The organism is Mesorhizobium sp. M0037 (assembly GCF_040323635.1).
Taxonomy (GTDB): Bacteria; Pseudomonadota; Alphaproteobacteria; order Rhizobiales; family Rhizobiaceae; genus Mesorhizobium.
Window position 1 is genome coordinate 125501 of sequence record NZ_JAMYVB010000001.1, and the last position, 18638, is coordinate 144138.

16 protein-coding genes are annotated in these 18638 nt (G+C 63.1%); 10 read left to right on the forward strand and 6 right to left on the reverse strand.

Going from position 1 to position 18638, the window contains the following annotated elements; translation table 11 throughout:
• Positions 1–107: 107 nt before the first annotated feature.
• Positions 108–2012, reverse strand: coding sequence for a TadE/TadG family type IV pilus assembly protein (locus tag NKJ78_RS00675; RefSeq protein WP_352460525.1), 1905 nt, complete (start codon positions 2010–2012; stop codon positions 108–110).
• 335 nt (positions 2013–2347) lie between these two features.
• Here NKJ78_RS00675 and NKJ78_RS00680 point away from each other — a divergent pair, with 335 nt between their 5' ends.
• Together NKJ78_RS00680 and NKJ78_RS00685 are read left to right on the forward strand one after the other, a co-directional pair.
• Positions 2348–3208: a TIGR01459 family HAD-type hydrolase gene (locus NKJ78_RS00680; RefSeq protein WP_023715209.1), complete on the forward strand. Its 861-nt coding sequence runs from the start codon at positions 2348–2350 to the stop codon at positions 3206–3208.
• A gap of 9 nt (positions 3209–3217) precedes the next feature.
• The gene (locus NKJ78_RS00685) at positions 3218–4201 is read left to right on the forward strand and encodes a bifunctional riboflavin kinase/FAD synthetase (protein ID WP_023694758.1); all 984 of its coding nucleotides are present in this window, start codon (positions 3218–3220) and stop codon (positions 4199–4201) included.
• A gap of 29 nt (positions 4202–4230) precedes the next feature.
• Here the strand turns inward: NKJ78_RS00685 and NKJ78_RS00690 are convergent, their stop codons facing one another.
• The 4 genes from NKJ78_RS00690 to NKJ78_RS00705 all read right to left on the reverse strand — a co-directional run bounded on the left by NKJ78_RS00690 (position 4231) and on the right by NKJ78_RS00705 (position 6124).
• Complete coding sequence (locus tag NKJ78_RS00690) at positions 4231–4785, reverse strand: HdeD family acid-resistance protein (RefSeq protein WP_023671535.1); 555 nt, start codon at positions 4783–4785, stop codon at positions 4231–4233.
• Positions 4786–4913: 128 nt separating this feature from the next.
• Entirely contained in the window at positions 4914–5327 is a 414-nt protein-coding gene (locus NKJ78_RS00695; RefSeq protein ID WP_023736379.1) for an MAPEG family protein, read from the reverse strand.
• A 12-nt stretch (positions 5328–5339) separates the two neighbouring features.
• Positions 5340–5822 (reverse strand): SRPBCC family protein, encoded by a 483-nt coding sequence (locus NKJ78_RS00700; RefSeq protein WP_352460527.1) that lies wholly within the window; start codon positions 5820–5822, stop codon positions 5340–5342.
• The gene (locus NKJ78_RS00705; protein WP_023689559.1) at positions 5819–6124 is read right to left on the reverse strand and encodes an ArsR/SmtB family transcription factor; all 306 of its coding nucleotides are present in this window, start codon (positions 6122–6124) and stop codon (positions 5819–5821) included. Before NKJ78_RS00705 ends, NKJ78_RS00700 begins: the two co-directional genes overlap by 4 nt.
• 209 nt (positions 6125–6333) lie before the next feature.
• Here NKJ78_RS00705 and NKJ78_RS00710 point away from each other — a divergent pair, with 209 nt between their 5' ends.
• From NKJ78_RS00710 to NKJ78_RS00720, 3 genes are all read left to right on the forward strand, one after another.
• A complete protein-coding gene (locus NKJ78_RS00710) occupies positions 6334–7137 on the forward strand; it encodes a MipA/OmpV family protein (protein ID WP_023739217.1) in 804 nt (267 codons plus the stop codon).
• A gap of 232 nt (positions 7138–7369) precedes the next feature.
• Positions 7370–10387 (forward strand): isoleucine--tRNA ligase, encoded by a 3018-nt coding sequence (ileS, locus tag NKJ78_RS00715; RefSeq protein WP_023739218.1) that lies wholly within the window; start codon positions 7370–7372, stop codon positions 10385–10387.
• 199 nt (positions 10388–10586) lie between these two features.
• Entirely contained in the window at positions 10587–11270 is a 684-nt protein-coding gene (locus NKJ78_RS00720; protein WP_023671541.1) for a hypothetical protein, read from the forward strand.
• Between the two features lie 28 nt (positions 11271–11298).
• Here the strand turns inward: NKJ78_RS00720 and NKJ78_RS00725 are convergent, their stop codons facing one another.
• Positions 11299–11751, reverse strand: coding sequence for a nucleoside deaminase (locus NKJ78_RS00725; RefSeq protein ID WP_023682972.1), 453 nt, complete (start codon positions 11749–11751; stop codon positions 11299–11301).
• A gap of 180 nt (positions 11752–11931) precedes the next feature.
• On the opposite strand from NKJ78_RS00725, the gene NKJ78_RS00730 reads away from it, so the two are divergent.
• From NKJ78_RS00730 to NKJ78_RS00750, 5 genes are all read left to right on the forward strand, one after another.
• Positions 11932–14130: a pseudouridine synthase gene (locus tag NKJ78_RS00730; protein WP_023739219.1), complete on the forward strand. Its 2199-nt coding sequence runs from the start codon at positions 11932–11934 to the stop codon at positions 14128–14130.
• A 47-nt stretch (positions 14131–14177) separates the two neighbouring features.
• Entirely contained in the window at positions 14178–14732 is a 555-nt protein-coding gene (gene rsmD / locus NKJ78_RS00735) for a 16S rRNA (guanine(966)-N(2))-methyltransferase RsmD (RefSeq protein WP_023739220.1), read from the forward strand.
• 96 nt (positions 14733–14828) lie between these two features.
• Positions 14829–16184: a M16 family metallopeptidase gene (locus NKJ78_RS00740; protein ID WP_023739221.1), complete on the forward strand. Its 1356-nt coding sequence runs from the start codon at positions 14829–14831 to the stop codon at positions 16182–16184.
• 188 nt (positions 16185–16372) lie between these two features.
• A complete protein-coding gene (locus NKJ78_RS00745) occupies positions 16373–17749 on the forward strand; it encodes a M16 family metallopeptidase (protein ID WP_352562292.1) in 1377 nt (458 codons plus the stop codon).
• The gene (locus tag NKJ78_RS00750) at positions 17746–18618 is read left to right on the forward strand and encodes a patatin-like phospholipase family protein (RefSeq protein ID WP_352460528.1); all 873 of its coding nucleotides are present in this window, start codon (positions 17746–17748) and stop codon (positions 18616–18618) included. Before NKJ78_RS00745 ends, NKJ78_RS00750 begins: the two co-directional genes overlap by 4 nt.
• Positions 18619–18638: the final 20 nt, after the last annotated feature.

Consider the following 18638-nt stretch of genomic DNA (forward strand, 5'->3'; position numbering starts at 1 on the left):
GCTCGATTGCGCGGATAGCGCTTCACCAGGCGCTAACCAAATGCGCCAGCTGCCGAACGCAAAACGCCCCGCCGAGGCGGAGCGCCTTGTTCGAAAGATCGCGCCGATCAGCTGACGATGCGCAGGTTCGACAGTTCGTCGGCGATTTCCTTGAAACTTTGCGACAAGGTGGCGCCGGTCGCGTTCCAGTACAGCTTCGCCGGTTTGCTCGGGTCGGTCGGATCCTTGCGGAAGCGCGAATCCGAGGAGCATTTCTTGAGCGCATCTATGGCAGTCTTTTCCGCCGGCTTGGAACTAACAAGGTCGAGCGAGACGGTCATCAAGAGAATGTTCGAATTCTTCGCATTGGCGCAAAGGGTTTGCATCTGCTCGTCAAGCGCGGCCGTGTAGTTGGTCGCCGTATAGGTTGTCTTGGCGACGGTCGTGTTGACGAACAGGCGGGTCGCAGGCTCCACTGGCTTCGGAAAATTAGGGCCGGTGTAGCCATAGGCGGCGTAGGTCGATCCATTCTTGGCGTAGTTGCTGGTCATGTCGTTGCTGGGGCCGATGCTATAGGTGTTTGCGCCGTCGGTCAGGACGATGACCACTTTGTCGTTGCCTCTTTCGGTGTTCGGCCGGCCTTGCGTAAAAGGCTCGTTGCTCGACACCGTCCGCCAGCCCCAGGCCAGCCCTTCCGGCACGTTGGTGTTGCCCGTCGGGGCCATGGCATTGATGGCATCCGTCAGGATTTTCTTGCCATCGGTGGTGGTTATGTCCTGCAACGGCGTGATCGCGGCGGTCGTGCATGCCGAATTGGGTCCATCATCGGCCGCAGCGGCTGCTGCGTCCCAGGGCTTTGTCAGAAAATACTTGCGCATATCCGCCTGGCGCTTGGGGACAGTCAGCGTGTCGGAATAATCGATCCACCAATTGTTGGCGTAACCCCACGTCGATGTGCTGGTGCGAGTTGTGTCGGTCCAGAAATTGCCAGCTTCGTCCGGCGCGAACATCGGCACGAACATGGTGGCGGGCGTCCCAGTGGTCGGCGACGTGTCGTCGTCATTATAGGGATACGGCCTCGCCTCCACGCAGCCCTTCCAGGCTTCGTATTGGGCGGTCACAGAGGTCTTGCAACTGCCGTTCGAGTTCTTTTTCGTACAGGTCGTGGCCTTCATGTCGTTTGCAAAGAGACTGAACCGCGTCGCCGTGGTATTTTGGCCGTATTGCCCGGTGCCCCAGCCACTGCCGCGCTTCCAGTAAGCACTGCCGACCTTTTCAATGTATTTATTCGAGTCATAACCAGACGACGCGTTCTTGTACATGAACTGCCAATCAAAGTTCTCGTGATGGATTGGCGAAATGCCGGTCGTATCCATCCAGGTTGCGTCCTTGTTGGCTGGGCCAACATTGACCGAGGCGGAAAACGGGACCAGCGAGAACTGCACCGGCCTGGTGACCTGCCTCATTTGTGCGGCCTGGAGCGCCATCGTATTGACAAGCTCGGTAGCGGCCTTCTTGAGCAAATCTATTCGCGGCTGGCCGGTGCCGGAGCCGTTGATGCTCATGGAGCCGGAATTGTCGAGCACGAGAGACACTTCCAGCGTGTTCTTGAGGCGGATCTCGGAGCACGCGGAGGTTTTGGCATCGGTGGACGTTCTTCCGATCAGCATGGCCGCCACCGGCAGGAAATAGGGGTGGAACGTCAAACTGGCGCACAGCTTCAGCGTGCCGCCACCTGCGTTGTTGTTGGGCAGCGTCACCGTCAGGGCCGTATTGGCCGAGCTGACCTTTCCGAGATTGGCTTCGAAGAAATCCTTCGCATAGGCCTTGACTGCCGTGTCGGTCGCCCCGGTGACGATCTGCTGTGCCGTGGCAATCCCAGCGGCATCCAGCGCGTTCAGCATGTTCTGCTTCTGGCGCAGGAGATCGGTGTAGTCGATTGCAAGCGCCAGCGCGCCCATCAAGGGCACCATGGTGATCACTGTCATCAAGGCATAGTTGCCGCGTCTGTCGTTCAGAAATCTGCGGATCATGCCTTCAGCACCCCTGCCAGGACCCAATATCGGTCCGAAGATGCCCACAAAATCGTTAAATTTCAGGTTGCTGAAATGCGTTCAACATAGGCCCATCTTTTCAAGGCTCGTTAACCACTCGGCCCTGGTGATCAGCGGTGCGACATTGTTTCGATCGACCGAAGCTGGGGAAGGGTGGTTCCTGCCTGTTGCAACCTTCGATCAGCCCGTTGCGCAACAGCCTGGCAAGTGCCGAAAAGCTGGTGACAGGATGAAACGCTTCGGTTAATGCGGGGCCGGTTGCGGCGGACCGTCGGCTGCAGCTCTCGCAATGATCGTCACAGCAGGAAAACGGCATGGCGGATTCGCCTGACATCATCGGCTCGCTCGCGGATTTGTCGGGCGCCTACTCGGCCATCCTGTGCGATGTCTGGGGCGTGATCCACAATGGCGAATGGCATTTTCCGGCGGCTGCCGAAGCGCTTGCCGCCGCGCGTGCGGCTAAGGTCCCGGTCGTCCTGATCACCAACTCGCCGCGCCGCAATGCCGATGTGGTGGCGCAGATGAATGCGATCGGCGTTCCCGCCGCCGCCTACGACCGCGTCGTGACCTCAGGCGATGTGACCCGCGACCTTATCGCCGAAGGCCCACGAAAAATCTTCCATATCGGCGCCGACCGCGATTTCACCCTCTATGACGGTCTCGACATCGAGCTCGTCGAGGAGTTCGAGGCCTCCGGCGCGGTCTGCACCGGGCTGTTCGACGACGAGGTGGAAACGCCTGAGGATTACGCCGATCTGCTGCGCCGGCTGCGCGCCAGGAACCTGCCTTTCATCTGCGCCAATCCCGACATCGTGGTCGAACGCGGCGAGCGCATGATCTGGTGCGCCGGCGCCTTGGCGCGCGACTATGCCCAGCTTGGCGGCCGCACGCTGATCGCCGGAAAACCTTATGCGCCGGTCTATGACGTAGCGCTGCGGGAGGTTGCCGTGCTTCTCGGCCGAGACGTCGCGCGCACCGAGGTGCTGGCCATCGGCGACGGCATGATGACCGACGTCAAGGGCGCCGCCGACAACGGCATCGACGTGCTTTACGTCTCGGGCGGCATTCACGCGCGCGACTATGGCGATCCCATGCAGCCGGACCCCGCCAGGCTTGCAGCCTTTCTGCAAAAGCACGGCTACCGGCCGGTCGCCGTCATTCCGAGACTGCGGTAGGGTTGCTGCATGAGCGCAGCTTTCGAACACATTTCAGCAACCGCGCCGCTGCCGCCGCATTTGCGCGGCGGCGTGGTGGCGATCGGCAATTTCGACGGCGTCCATCGCGGCCACCAGGCGGTGCTCGATCGCGCGCTTGCCGAAGCCGGGCGGCGCGGCGTGCCGGCGCTAGTGCTGAGCTTCGAGCCGCATCCGCGCAAGGTGTTCAGGCCCGATATGCCGCTGTTCGTATTGACGCCGCCGCCGATGAAGGCGCGGCTGCTGTCGCATCTGGGCTTTGCCGCACTCGTCGAACAGCCGTTCACGCGCGCCTTTGCCGGCCTGTCGGCCGAGGCTTTCGTGACCGATGTGCTGGAGACGAACCTCGGCATCACCCATGCCGTCACCGGCTTCGATTTTCACTTCGGCAAGGACCGGCAGGGCGGTCCTGCGTTTCTGATGGCGGCAGGCGAGCGCCATGGTTTCGGCGTCACCCTGGTCGACGCCTTTCGCGACGAGGGCGCCGAGGTGGTGTCGTCGAGCCGTATCCGCGAGCTGCTCTGCGAGGGAGAGGTCGCCGAGGCCGCAGGCCTGCTCGGCTACCGCTTCACCGTCGAAAGCGAAGTGATCGGCGGCCAGCAGCTCGGCCGCACGCTCGGCTTCCCGACAGCCAACATGAGGCTTTCGCCGGAAACGACTCTGAAGGAAGGGATTTATGCCGTCCGCTTTCGCCGCGCCGACGGCACGCTCTATGATGGTGTCGCCAGCTTCGGGCGTCGCCCGACTGTCGACGACAATGGCGCGCCGCTGCTCGAAACCTTCGTCTTCGACTTTGCCGGCGATCTCTATGGCGAGATCTGCGACGTATCGCTCTTCGGCTTTTTGCGTCCCGAGGTGAAGTTCGATGGGCTCGATGGGCTGGTGGCACAAATGAAGCGCGACGAGGCGGAGGCGCGCGCGCTGCTGGCCGGCGTCAGGCCGCTTTCGGATCTGGACGGCGCCATCGCTTTTTGAGCCTTCCGGCCGCTTACCTCTTCAAGCCCCTACTTCTTCAACGCCAGTCCGAGAGCGATGAAGCTCCAGCCCTGGAAGATCAGGTCGATGGCCAGGAACAGGCCGAGCACCCACAGGCTGTTGACCGGCCAGCCCATGGCGATGGTCAGCCCCGCCAGCACGCTGATCAGGCCCGCCGCGACGACCCAGCCCCAGCCCTTTTCCGGTCGGTGGCTATAGCCGACCCAGGCCCTGAGCGCGCCTGAAGCGACCAGCGCCACCGCCAGCAGCAAGGTCAGCACCGTCGAGGCCAGCAGCGGATTGTCGAAGGCAAAGAAACCGGCAACGGCATAAAGCAGGCCGCTGAGCAGCCAATAGAAGAAGCGACTCCAGGTCTTCACGCCGAAGGCATGCACGATCTCGATGATGCCGGCCATCAGCATCAGCCAGCCCACGACATAGACCGAGGCGACGGTGGCGATGAACAGATTGCCGAAGGCAATGCCGCCGAAGATGAGCAGCAGCACGCCGAGCGCGACGAACCACCCCCATTTGTCCCGTGTCCGGCCGATCGCATCTTTCAGGGTATCACCGTGCAGGGTCATGGCTGCATCTCCTCGAAATCGCCTGGCACCTTGCCGGGAGGTTAGCCCCGGCTGTAGCGGACGTCCAGCCGATGGCGACGGCTAGCAAACAAACAAAGCGTCGGTGGCTTGAGGCTCGCGCGTACGTGTCAATTTATGGCAGCCCACCCAGTCACAAGGACGAGGACAAGCGTGACGATCGCTCCAGAGACGTAGACGATCGTTCTGACACTGCCACCCTTGGCGGCATTGCCGCCGCGTAGGTAAACCCCCGGGTGAAGCAGGCGTATCGCCACATGAACCCAGACAATGGTCGCCAACGTGGCCGACCCAACGCCAACCATCATGGCCAGCACCGCCGGGACGACAAAAGGCGCCAGCGCCTCGACCGAGTTCATATGCACGCGGTCGATCCTGTAGAGGAGATTGGCGTCGTCGGCCGGGATCACCGGACCGGAAAGCGCTCCGGCAAATCCCTTGGACGAACCCGAGTAAACCGCCAGCGCGACTGACAAAAGACAGAGGATCAGTACACCGAGGATGCTTAGCCAATAGGGTTCCATAATTGTGCTCCTTCAGGTCACCTTGCTGGCAAAAAGATCTTGGAATCGCCTGAGATACAGCGGCCAGCCTTGATCACCGTCAATCCCAAAGCGCACGCCTTCCCAGCCTTCGCCATGACGTTCGAGATTGCGATGCTCGATCTCGACGCAGGTCCGGCTATTCGTCTCCGCCGTAAACCGGACTTCCCACTCGCTGGTCCTGTCCGGATTGGTCTCGATCTGCCATTGAGGGCTGATATCCCAACTCAGAAGCAGTCGGTTCGGCGGCTCGTAGGCCAGCACCCGTGCCCAGCGGCACTCGCTGCCATCCACACCGCGGTCGTAGACGTGACCGCCAACGCGGGGTTCGAAGATCGTCTCCGCGATCGGCACCGCAAGCAGGTTATGCTCTTTGGGTTTGAAACTGCCGAAGTGCTCGGTGAAAACCTTGAAGGCATGCGCGATCGGAGCCTCGACAAGGATGGAGTGCCTCACGGGCGGTTGATGCGTGCTCATTCCTGCTCCTTCAAGGGCTGTTCGACGACCACTTTGTAGGCCGCCAAGGTCTTGCTCCAGAACCGGTCGAGTTCGGCGCGCAGGCTGGCCAAGCCTTCCGGTTCGACCCGGTAGATGCGTTGCTTGCCTAGCCGTGTGTTGGCCACCAGGCCGGCGTCCTTGAGCACCTTCAGGTGCTGCGAGACCGCCGGCCGGGTGACAGGAAGCGCACGAGCCAATTCCCCGACCGAACAGGGTTGTTCGACCAGCAGTTCGAAGATCGTGCGCCTGGTCGGGTCGCCAAGCGCTGTCCATCTGTTCATGTTAGCCTGCACTAACGCGAGTTTAGGCAACCTCGCTATTTCTGTCAACTCGCCACAGGCCCGGCGGCGCCCTGTTCAAACGGGCCACAGCATAAAAAACAGGGTCGCAGTTGCCGCCACTCTACAGATTTTAAGTCAAATTTTACCGAACCGGCGCCATGGCGTTGGCTGCCGGGTGTTTCTCCGTTGGTTTCGCGTATGTGGTGATGATGCGTATTGTCTGGTCGATTCCACTTTTTCTCGCCTCGGCGCTGCTCACTGTGTCCACCGCCAATGCGGGCGAGGGCACCTTCGGCGGGCTGTCCGGAGACTGGTACCTGACGCTTGGCGCCACCGGCATGGTCGCGCCGAAATTCGAGGGCTCCAACAGCTATCTGCTCAGCGCATCGCCAATCATCTCGCTGGGCAAGGCCGGCCCGGCCGCGCGCTTTACCTCGCGCAACGACAACATCTCGCTGGCGCTGGTCGACGATGGCGGCGTTCGCGCCGGCCTGACCGGAAAATTCCTGTTTTCCCGCGACAGCAAGGATGAGCTCAAGGGCCTCGACCCGGTGCGCTGGGGCGGTGAGGTCGGCGGCTTCTTCGAAATCTATCCGACGGACTGGCTGCGCGCCCGCGCCGAACTGCGCCATGGCATTCGTGCCCATGATGGCTTTGTCGCCGACATCGCCGCCGATGCTTTCTACGACGTGACGCCGACTGTCAGAATTTCGGGCGGACCACGCGTGTCCTTTGCCTCGTCGGGCTATTTCGACTCTTATTATGGTGTCAACGCCAAGGAGGCTGCGGCCTCGGGCCTGAGCGAATACCATCCTGGCGGCGGCCTGAAATCGACCGGCCTTGGTGGCGCCATCACCTGGAAGGTGACCGATCCGATGACCGCCAGCCTGTTCGGCGAATATGCGCGCCTGATGGGCCCGGCCGCCGATTCCAGCCTGGTCAAGGAGCGCGGCGACCGTAACCAGTTCACGGTCGGCGTCTCGACCACCTATCGCTTCGACTTCGCGATGTAAGTGAATCGAACAAGAGACGCTTTATTCCTGCGGCTTTCTCGGCTAAAAGCCCGGCAATGACGAGCTTTTCACGCCTTCGCGCGCTGACGATACGAATTACAGGCCCGGTGTTCCGGGCGGCCTGAGCGCCGCCGGAGCCGCCGGGAGTTTTGCGCGCCCCCTCGCGCTTTTCCAATCATGATAGTTCACGCCCGAGCTTTTACGCCCGCCGGGCAATGCATATGGCAGACCAATGACCGACACTGTTGAAACGATCGACTATTCCAAGACGCTTTATCTGCCGCAGACGGATTTCCCGATGCGCGCTGGCTTGCCGGAAAAGGAACCGCTGCTGGTCAAGCGCTGGCAGGACATGGATCTCTACCGCAAGCTGCGCGAAGAGGCCGCAGGCCGCGAGAAATACGTGCTGCATGACGGCCCGCCTTACGCCAACGGCAACATCCATATCGGCCACGCGCTGAACAAGATCCTCAAGGACGTCATCACCCGCTCGTTCCAGATGCGCGGCTATGACTCCAATTACGTGCCCGGCTGGGACTGCCACGGCCTGCCGATCGAATGGAAGATCGAGGAACAGTACCGCGCCAAGGGCAAGAACAAGGACGAGGTGCCGGTCAACGAGTTCCGCAAGGAATGCCGCGACTTCGCCGCGAACTGGATCACGGTGCAGGGCGGCGAGTTCCAGCGGCTCGGCGTCGTTGGCGACTTCAAGAACCCCTATACGACAATGGCTTTCCACTCGGAGTCGCGCATCGCTGGGGAGTTGTTGAAGTTCGCCATGTCCGGCCAGCTCTATCGCGGCTCCAAGCCGGTGATGTGGAGCGTGGTCGAACGCACGGCATTGGCCGAGGCGGAAATCGAGTACCACGACTACGAATCCGATACGATCTGGGTGAAGTTTCCGATCGACGGAGCGCTGAAGTATTTTCCCGAGAAAGAGTATTTAAATCGTGATTTTGCCGATGCTGAGGCAGCGGCAAAATACGCAGAAACTGCATCACAGACCTCAAATCCAAAATTTGCTGAGCATGTGTATGTTGTCATTTGGACAACCACGCCCTGGACGATCCCTGGAAACCGAGCAATCGCGTATTCTGACCGTATTCAGTATGGACTCTATGAGGTAACTAGCGCTCAGAATCAGTTCGGGCCCCAAGTTGGTGAAAAGTTCGTTCTCGCCAAGAAATTGCTTGAGGATTGCAGTCAGAAAGCAAAACTTGAAGTGCGGCTGGTTGGTCACGTAGCAGCTGGAGACCTCGCGGAAATCCACTGCTTCCATCCCTTCAAAGGTCTCGGCGGCGGCTACGAATTCGCCGTGCCGATGCTGGCCGGCGATCATGTCACCGACGACGCCGGCACCGGCTTCGTCCACACCGCGCCCGGCCATGGCCGCGAGGACTTTGATGCCTGGATGGATGCGGCATCGGATTTGCGCGCACGTGGCATCGACCCTGCCATCCCCTTCACTGTAGATGATGCCGGCTTCTTCACCAGGGACGCGCCGGGTTTTGGCCCGGATCGCGAAGGTGGCGCCGCGCGTGTCATCGACGATAACGGCAAGAAGGGCAATGCCAATCAGGCGGTCATCGACGAACTGATCAAGCGCAACGCGCTGTTCGCGCGCGGCCGGCTGAAGCATTCCTACCCGCATTCCTGGCGGTCGAAGAAGCCGATCATCTTCCGCAACACGCCGCAATGGTTCGTCTATATGGACAAGGACCTCGGCGACGGCACGACGTTGCGCAGCCGTGCGCTGAAGGCGATCGACGACACACGCTTCGTGCCGGCGGCCGGCCAGAACCGTATCCGCGCCATGATCGAGGAACGCCCGGATTGGGTCTTGTCACGCCAGCGCGCCTGGGGCGTGCCGATCGCCGTCTTTGCCGATGAGGATGGCAACGTGCTGAAGGACGAAGCCGTCAACCAGCGCATCATGGATGCTTTCGAACAGGAAGGCGCCGACGCCTGGTTCGCTGCCGGCGCCAAGGAGCGTTTCCTCGGCAATCACGATGCCTCCAAATGGAAGCAGGTGATGGACATCCTTGACGTCTGGTTCGATTCGGGCTCGACGCATGTCTTCACGCTGGAAGACCGTCCGGACCTGAAATGGCCGGCCGACGTCTATCTCGAAGGCTCCGACCAGCATCGCGGCTGGTTCCACTCCTCGCTGCTCGAAAGCTGCGGCACCAGGGGCAGGGCACCTTACGACACCGTCGTCACCCATGGCTTCACCATGGATGAGGAGGGGCGAAAGATGTCGAAATCGCTCGGCAACACCGTCGTGCCGCAAGACGTCATCAAGCAGTCCGGCGCCGACATTCTGCGGTTATGGGTGGTGACGACGGATTATTGGGAAGACCAGCGTCTCGGCAAGAACGTGCTGCAGACCAACATCGACGCCTACCGCAAGCTCCGCAACACCATCCGCTGGATGCTGGGCACGCTCGCCCATGACGATGGCGAGGAGGTGCCGCTCGAAAAGATGCCGGAACTGGAGCGGCTGATGCTGCATCGGCTGGCCGAGCTCGATGAGGTCGTGCGCTCGGGCTACGACGCGTTCGAGTTCAAACGCATCACCCGCACTTTGCTCGACTTCATGGTGGTCGAGCTGTCGGCCTTCTATTTCGACATCAGGAAGGACGCGCTCTATTGCGAGGGACCCGCCAGCGTGAAGCGCAAGGCCTCGGTGCAAGTGGTGCGCCACCTCTTCGACTGCCTGGTGAAATGGCTGGCGCCGATGCTGCCCTTCACCACGGAAGAAGCCTGGCTCGACCGTCATCCGGATGCTGTCTCGCTGCATCTCGACCAGTTCCCCGAGATTCCGGCCGACTGGAAGAACGAGGCACTGGCTGAGAAATGGCGCAAGGTGCGGCAGGTTCGCCGCGTCGTCACCGGCGCGCTCGAGATCGCACGCGCTCAGAAGGTCATCGGTGCCTCGCTGGAAGCCGTGCCGGTCGTGACCCTCGACGATGCCGCGCTTGAAGCCGCGATCGCCGATGTCGACATGGCCGAAATGGCGATCACCAGCGATCTCGTCATCGCCCACGGCAAGGCGCCGGAAGGCGCCTTTGCGCTCGACGATGTCAAAGGTGTCGCGGTGGTGGTCGAAAAGGCCGAGGACCGCGGCTTGGTCAAATGCGCGCGTTCGTGGCGCTATACCGCCGATGTCGGGCAGGACGTGGAATTCCCCGACGTGTCTGCCCGCGATGCCGCCGTGCTGCATGAACTCAAGGCTCTGGGACGTTTGTGAGTGCTCAAAGCCGGTGCACAAATGCCACGGCGGGCGGGTGAAAAGCGCCCGCGCGTTGCCCTTAACGAGTGGTTGAGATAAACACGCGAAACTCCGGAAGACAAATTGTCGCCGGAATTCCGTCGCAAGAGCGTGGACGATGGGACCGGGCCTTCGGCCGGTGACGATCGAGAGGCTGTCTAGAGTGGGACTTTTTGGCATGACCAAGAGAACTTATGCGCGCGTTGCGCTGCTGGCGCCGCTTGTCGCGTCCGGCCTCGCTCTGTCCGGTTGCATGGGTTCGCCTACCTACGGCACCGACAAGACGGCTGGCGAGCAGCTTGCCGGAGACCTTTCCGGCGCCTTCGCGATCACGCCCAAGCACAAGGAACAGATCGACTATAGGCCGCGTCCGGAGCTGGTAAAGCCGGCGCCGGGGCAGAAGGAAGTGCTGCCGCCGCCTCAGGAAAGCATCGAGACGGCGAGCACCGATTGGCCCGAATCGCCCGAGCAGCGCCGCGCCCGCCTGCGTGCCGACGCCACTGCCCACCAGGACGACCCGTCCTATCAATCGGGGATCGTCGATGACGTGCAGACCGATCCGGCTTCCGTGAAGAAGGCGCTGGCGGATTCGGGTTCCAGCCACCCGCCGGCCTGGTCGCCGAAGGATTCAGACAAGGGCCGCGCCGCCGAGATCCAGCGCCGCACCGCAGAGCAAAAGCAGGGCGACCCCAACACTCGCAGATATCTGAGCGAGCCGCCTCTGGCCTATCGAGCTGCCTCCGACACGGCGCCGCAGGGCGAACTCGGCGAGGATGAATACAAGAAGGAACGCCGCCTCAAGAAGGAAGCGGCCGCCAAGGGCAAGAGCGGCGGGCTCTTCGACTGGCTGCCCTCCTGGTAGGAACCGTCGCCTTCGGTAGCTGAAGGCTCTACGTTTCGCGTCTTTCCCGAAAGAATTCCCTGAGCAGCAGCGCCGCGTCGGCCTCGGCCATGCCCGGATAGATGTCGGGCTTATGGTGGCAAGTCGGCGAGGCGAAGAAGCGCACGCCGTTGACCACCGCGCCGCCCTTCTCGTCGGCCGCGCCGAAATAGAGCCGGCGCAGCCTGGCGAAGGAAATGGCGCCTGCGCACATGGCGCAGGGTTCCAGCGTCACATAGAGGTCGTGGCCGGTCAGCCGCTCGCTGGAGAGCGTTTGGCAGGCCGCGCGGATGGCCAGCATTTCGGCATGCGCCGTCGGATCGGCAAGTTCGCGGGTGCGGTTACCGGCGGATGCCACCACCGTGTCGCCGCTGGCGATGACGGCGCCAACCGGAACTTCTCCGCGCAAGGCGGCGGCTTGCGCCTCTTTCAGCGCCAGCGCCATGAAATCCGGCCGCTTCACGCGGTTTCCATTCCGATTATCTCCTCGCCACTTGGCGGTGATCCTGTTATGGAGCGCGTCAACCCGAATATCGGAACAGATTTTCGGAAATGATCATGCGCCAAATCAAAGTGCTATAGCGTCCTTTGCGCGTCCGAAAGGATGCGCCACGCTGTAGCAGCGCAACAAGGCAAAGGCCACATGGACGACAACGACAAGAAATCTCCGCGCCACAAAGGCCCGGGCAAAAGCGGCCCTGGAGCCGCGGGGCCGCGCCGCGATGGCGCCGCCGGCAAAAGCGGCAAACCCTCCTTCGGGGCCAAGAAACCCTATTCACCGCGAGGCGCCCGGCCCGCAGCGGCTGAGGGCGAGCGGCCCAAGCGCGATTTCAAAAGTGGCGACCGGCCATTCAGCAAAGGTCCGCGTTCCGAAGGCAAGCCCTTCGAAAAGCGCGAGGGACCGCGCAAGCCATATGCACCGCGCGGTGACCGGCCGATGGCAGCCGAAGGCGAGCGCAAGCCGTATGAAAAGCGCGAAGGGCCGCGCAAACCCTATGCGCCGCGTGGGGATCGCCCTATGGCGGCCGACGGTGAACGCAAGCCGTATGAAAAGCGCGAGGGGCCGCGCAAGCCTTATGCACCGCGCGGCGATCGGCCGGTTGCGGCCGATGGCGAGCGGCCAAAGCGCGATTTCAAGGGCGGCGATCGGCCATTCAGCAAGGGGCCGCGTCCCGAAGGCAAGCCTTTCGAAAAGCGTGAAGGGCCGCGCAAGCCCTACGCACCGCGTGGCGATCGGCCTGCTTCCGCCGAGGGCGAAAAGCGTTTTGACCGGCCAAAGCGCGATTTTGGCGATCGCCCGCAGCGCGACGCCGGAGATCGTCCCAAGCGTGACTTCAGCGATCGCCCCAAGCGCGATTTCGGTGGTGACCGGCCGCAAGCATCTGGCGGCGCCTTCAAGCCGCGCCCCCGTCCGGCAGATGCGGAAGAAGCCGGCGAGCGTATCGCCAAGCGGTTGGCCCGCGCCGGCCTGGCGTCGCGCCGCGACGCCGAAGACCTGATCGCGGCGGGCCGTGTCAAGGTCAACAACCGGGCTTTGACCTCGCCGGCCTTCAACGTCATGCCGGGCGACATCATCCATCTCGACGGCATGGAGATCCCGCCGATCGAGCGCACCCGCCTGTTCCTGTTTCACAAGCCGGCCGGCGTCGTTACCACCAACCGCGACCCCGAGGGCCGCAAGACCGTGTTCGACGTGCTGCCGGCCGAATTGCCGCGGCTGATGACCATCGGCCGCCTCGACATCAACACCGAAGGCCTGCTGCTGCTCACCAATGATGGCGGTCTGTCGCGCGTGCTCGAACTGCCTGCCACTGGCTGGCTGCGCCGTTACCGCGTGCGCGTTCATGGCAAGGTCGAGGAAAGCATGCTCGCAGGCCTGCGTGAAGGCATTGCCGTCGACGGCGTCTTCTACGGCGCCATCGAAGCGACGCTCGACCGTGAGCAAGGCACCAACGCCTGGCTGACGATCGGCCTGCGAGAAGGCAAGAACCGCGAAGTGAAGAACATCCTTGGATCGCTCGGCCTCGACGTGACGCGGCTGATCCGTATCTCCTACGGACCGTTCCAGCTCGACGATCTAGCCGAAGGCCATGTGCTGGAGATCAAGGGCCGCGTCTTGCGCGACCAGCTCGGCGAGCGACTGGTCGAGGAATCCGGCGCCAATTTCGACGCCGAGATCATCAAGCCGTTTTCCAACCAGCCGGTGCGGCGAGAGCGTGACGTGGAGCCGGAACGGCCGAAAGTCACCCGCGAGGGTGACCATCGGCCGATCGGCGAGGGCGGTCTGATCAAGAACCGCAAGCGCCGCGAAGGCAGCCGCGACGAAGCGCTCGGCAAGCTGTCGACCAGTCCCGAAAGGGGCGCGAGGCCTGAAAAGAGCTTTGGCGAACGCGGCCCGAGACCTGAGCGCAGCGAGTTTTCGGACAAGCCGCGCAGCGAGTTTCGCGAAAAGCCGCGCGGCGATTTTGGCGACAAGCCCCGTGGAGGCTTCGGCGACAAGCCGCGCCGCGCCTTTGGTGACAAACCGCGCGGCGGCAAGAAGCCCGAGCGCGAGCAGCGGCCGATCGATCCGCCGGGCCAGCGCAAGGCTAATGTCTGGATGGCGCCGGGCGCGCGTCCGATCGGCAAGGGCAGGGCGGAAGCCGATGCCGCCAAGGCGGCCGAGGCCAAGGCGCGCAAGGCGTCGTTCAAGCCGTCCTATGGCAAGCCGTCCTATGGCAAGCCGGCCTATGGCAAGCCGGGCGGAGCCAAGCCGTTCGGCAAGCCGGGTGGCGAGCGTCCGGATGGCGGTCGGGGCGGCGAGCGGCCACGCAACGGTCCCAAGGGCCCGAGGACCAGATGATGCCGGGACTTAAATGAGATCCGGCCTTAAATGAGACCCGGGCATAAATGAGAATAGTCGGCGGCCAATTTCGCGGGCGTGCGCTGGCGACGCCGCGCGACCATGCCATCCGCCCGACGACCGACCGCGCCCGCGAGGCCGTCTTCAACGTGTTGGCGCACCGCTTTGCCGACAAGCTCGACGGCGCGCGTGTGCTCGACCTTTTCGCCGGCACCGGCGCTCTCGGCCTCGAAGCGCTGTCGCGCGGCGCTTCCTATGGCGTCTTTATCGAAGAATCGGCCGAAGGGCGCGGCCTGATCCGCACCAATGTCGAAGCTTTTGGCCTTACCGGCCGCACCAAGATCTTCCGCCGCGACGCGACCGCCCTGGGTGAGGCCGGTACGCTTGCGGCATTCGGCCTGGTCTTCGCCGATCCGCCCTATGGCAAGGGCCTTGGCGAGCGCGCCCTGCGCTCGGCCAGGGATGGCGGATGGTTGCTGCCCGGCGCGCTCTGCGTGGTCGAGGAAGCCGCCTCGGCGCCCTTCGAGATTGGGCCGGAATTCTCGGTGGTTGATGAACGAAACTACGGCGAGACGGTGATCCGGTTCGTCGAGCTTGCGTAAGGGTGGGGCGACCGGCGCCTTCAAAATGACGCACAATTCACTTTGCCTCCGCGGCTAACCTTGCCTATCGTCGCGCGATAACAACCGGAGCCATCAATGACATTTCATACTGAATGGCTGCGGAGAGCCTTGCTCGCCACCGCGCTGACCATGGCCGGCCCGGCCCTGGCCGCGGATGATGGCAAGGTGGCCAACTTCCTGCTCGACAATGGAATGGAGGTGGTGGTCGTTCCCGATCATCGCGCCCCCATCGTCACCCATATGGTGTGGTACAAGATCGGCAGCGCCGACGAGCCGCCAGGCAAGTCCGGCATAGCGCACTTCTTCGAACACCTGATGTTCAAGGCCACGACCAACCACGCCGCGGGCGAGTTCGACCGCGCCATATCGGCCATCGGCGGCTCCAACAACGCCTTCACCTCATATGACTACACTGCCTTCCACGAGACGGTGGCGCCCTCGGCACTTGGTGAGATGATGAGCTTCGAGGCCGATCGCATGCGCAACCTCATCTTGACCGACGAGGTCATCAAGACCGAGCGCGACGTGATCCTGGAAGAGCGCCGCGCGCGCATCGACAGCAATCCGCAGGCGGTGCTCGACGAAGAGGTCGACGCGACGCTCTGGCAGAACCAGCCCTACCGCATTCCGGTGATCGGCTGGATGCAGGAGATGGAGCAGTTGAACCGCACCGATGCGGTTGCCTTCTATGACAAATACTACCGCCCCAACAATGCGGTGCTGATCGTGGCCGGCGATGTCGAGCCGGAGGTCGTGAAGGCGCTGGCCGAAAAAACCTATGGCAAGGTCGCGCGCGGTCCCGACCTGCCCCCGCGCATCCGCCCGGTCGAGCCGGAGCAGAACACCAAGCGCACGGTGACGCTCACCGATGGGCGCGTTTCGGTGCCGAGCTTTTCGACGCAATGGGTGGTTCCGTCCTACCACACGGCAAAACCCGGCGAGGCCGAGGCGCTCGACCTGCTGGGAGAGATCCTTGGCGGCGGCAGCCGCAGCAGGCTCTACCAGCAACTCGTGGTCAAGCAAGGCATCGCATCGGCGACCGGCGCCTTCTTCCAGGGTACGATGCTCGACGCCACCAATTTCACCGTCTATGGCGCGCCGCGCGGCGACGCCAAGCTGAGCGACGTCGAGGCGGCCGTCGACGCCGAGATCGCCCGCATCGTCAAGGACGGGGCCACCGCCGATGAGCTGGAGAAGGCCAAGGCCCGCTATATCAGGGCCATGATCTTCGCCCGCGACAAGCAGGACGAGATGGCCAATCTCTACGGCGCCGAGCTCGCCACCGGCGGCAACGTCAGGGATATCCAGGAATGGCCGGACCGCATTCGCAAGGTCACCGCCGATGAGATCAAGGCGGTCGCCGCACGCTATCTGCTGCTCGATCGTACGACGACCGGCTATCTCTTGCCGCAGCAACAGGCGGGGAATTGATGATGACGAGATTGAGCGTTAGCGCTGCCCCTCACCTGACTACCGGCATCCTCTCCCCCTATAGTGACAGGGAGAGGGGCGCTGTCATCGTCGATTTCGCCAACCATCAGCGTCGTAAGAAGAGCGCCAGCGTCGCGGCGAGACCCTTTCTCCCCGTCACTATACGGGGAGAAGTGCCCGGCAGCGCGATGAGGGGCGGAGCTGACGTTGGCGATCAATGGCCTGATGCGATTACTCATAGGCGCATCGCGGTTCTCCACGTCTTCGCCACACTGTTCCTCGGCATCTTCTTCCTCATCCTGCCGGCGCTTGCCGCGCACGCGATGGACATTCAGCCGGTGACCTCATCGAAAGGCGTCAACGCCTGGCTGGTCGAGGACCACTCCATTCCGATCGTCGCCATCCGCTTCGTCTTCGATGGCGGCTCGACGCAGGATCCGGCGGGGCGGGAAGGGCTGGTCAATCTGATGACCGGCCTATTCGACGAGGGCGCCGGCGACCTCGACAGCGAGGCCTTCCAGATCAAGCTTGACGATGCCGGCGCCGAAATGGGCTTCGAAGCGGCGCGCGACGGCACCTATGGCGCGATGCGGATGCTGGCCGAGCAGAAGGACGCGGCCTTCGACCTGCTCAGGCTGGCGGTCACCAGCCCGCGCTTCGACCAGGCGCCGATCGACCGCATCCGCGCCCAGATCCTGTCCGGCATCATCGCCAATGAGCGTGACCCCAACACCGTCGCGCAAACCAAATGGCTGCGCGCGATCTATGGCGAACATCCGTATTCCAGGCCCGACCAGGGCACCAAGGACAGCATCGCCACCATCACGGCGGCGGATCTGGCTGCCTTCCACAAGGCCAATTTCGCCCGCAGCGGCCTGCATGTCGCGGTGGTCGGCGACATAGATGCCGCGACGCTGAAACGGAAGCTCGATGAGGTCTTCGGCGATCTGCCGGAAAAGCAGGTGCTGCAACCGGTTGCCGATACCGAACTGAAGCTGGGCCAGCAGCTCGAGGTCGACTACGACCTGCCGCAGACCTCGCTGCAGTTTGCCTACCCCGGTGTGAAGCGCGATGCGCCGGATTTCTTCCCCGCGGTGCTGATGAACCAGATTCTCGGCGGCGGCACCTTCACCTCGCGCCTCTATGACGAGGTGCGGGAAAAGCGCGGCCTGGCCTATTCCGTCGATTCCAACCTGGTCGATCACCAGCATTCCAACGCGCTGATCATCACCACCGCAACGCGTTCCGATCGCGCCGCCGAGACGCTCGGCATCGTCAAGGAGGTGGTCAAGAAGATGGCCGAGGAGGGGCCGACCGAGGCCGAACTGGACGCCACCAAGAAATACATGGTCGGCTCCTATGCTATCAGCAATCTGGATTCTTCCAGCGCCATTGCCGCGACCCTGGTGGAATTGCAACTCGACAATCTCGGCATCGATTACGTGCAGCGCCGCGCGGCGCACATCAACGGTGTGACGCTCGATCAGGTCAAGGCAGCGGCGAAGAAGCTGCTGACGCCGGCGCCCGCGATTATGAGCATCGGGCCGAAGCTGGAGGGCAAATGACGAGCTCCACCTCGGGCCCCACCTTCGGTATCGCCTTTGGCGGCGGCGGCGCGCGCGGCCTCGCCCATATCCACATCGTCGAGGCGCTGAACGAGCTCGGCATCAAGCCCGTGGCCATCGCCGGCTCCTCGATCGGCGCCATCATGGGCGCCGGCATGGCCTCGGGCATGAGCGGCAAGGACATCGAGGACTACGCCCGCTCGATCCTCGGCCGCCGCGCCGAGGTGGCGGCGCGCATGTGGCGCTCGCGTCCCGGCACCATCGCCGAGGCGATGCAGGGCGGCATCCGCGTCAGCCAGTTCAACATAGAGCGCATCTTGAAGGCGTTCCTGCCGGAAGCCATCCCGGAAACCTTCGCCGAGCTGAAAATCCCGCTGAAGGTGACGGCGACGGACTATTTCGGTCACAAGCTGGCCGTCTTCGACGAGGGCGACCTGCATTCGGCGCTCGCCGCCTCGGCTGCCATTCCCGCCGTGTTCCGCCCGGTGACGCGCGACGACCGCGTGCTGATCGACGGCGGCATCTACAATCCGGTGCCGTTCGACCTGATCGAAGACGCCGCCGACATCATCATCGCGATCGACGTCGTCGGTGCGCCGAGCGAGGCCGAGCGCAAGCACCCGACCACGGTCGACCTGATGTACGGCGCCACGCAATTGATGATGCAGTCGATCATCGCCCACAAGCTGAACCAGCGCCCCCCCGACATACTGATCCGCCCGCCGGTGTCGAAATACCGCGTGCTCGATTTCATGAAGATCGACACGCTGCTTGCCGAGACGCAGGAGGTCAAGGACGAACTGAAGCGCGAGGTGGAAAGAGTGGTCGAGGCGCGTGCCAAGGGCAAGCGGGGGAAGAAAGTAGGGTGAGCTGCCGATCTCCCCCCTCG